Source organism: Nocardioides malaquae (assembly GCF_015070385.1).
Classification (GTDB): domain Bacteria; phylum Actinomycetota; class Actinomycetes; order Propionibacteriales; family Nocardioidaceae; genus Nocardioides; species Nocardioides malaquae.
In genome coordinates this window covers 1-272 of record NZ_JADCSA010000390.1, presented here as the reverse complement: position 1 = coordinate 272, position 272 = coordinate 1, and the positions used below count along the sequence as shown (strand labels likewise).

At 39.0% G+C, this 272-nt stretch carries 1 pseudogene; it reads right to left on the bottom strand.

From position 1 onward, the window contains the following. Positions 1–243, bottom strand: a pseudogene (locus IEQ44_RS18595) (glycine--tRNA ligase); the annotation flags it as partial. Positions 244–272: the final 29 nt, after the last annotated feature.

Here is a 272-nt window from a genome sequence, read left to right as displayed (position 1 = left end):
GAAATCGGTACGCGAATGAATACCTTCTAATTCTTTAAATCCGAATGGAAATTTAAACTCGATATCGGCAGCAGCATCGGCATAATGTGCTAATTTTTCATGGTCGTGGGAACGGTAATTATCTTCACCCATTCCTAAACTTAAGTGCCACTTTAAACGGGTTTCTTTCCAGTGCTCGTACCATTCTTGTTGCGTTCCTGGCTTTATGAAAAATTGCATCTCCATTTGCTCGAATTCACGCATTCTAAAAATAAATTGTCTGGCTACAATCT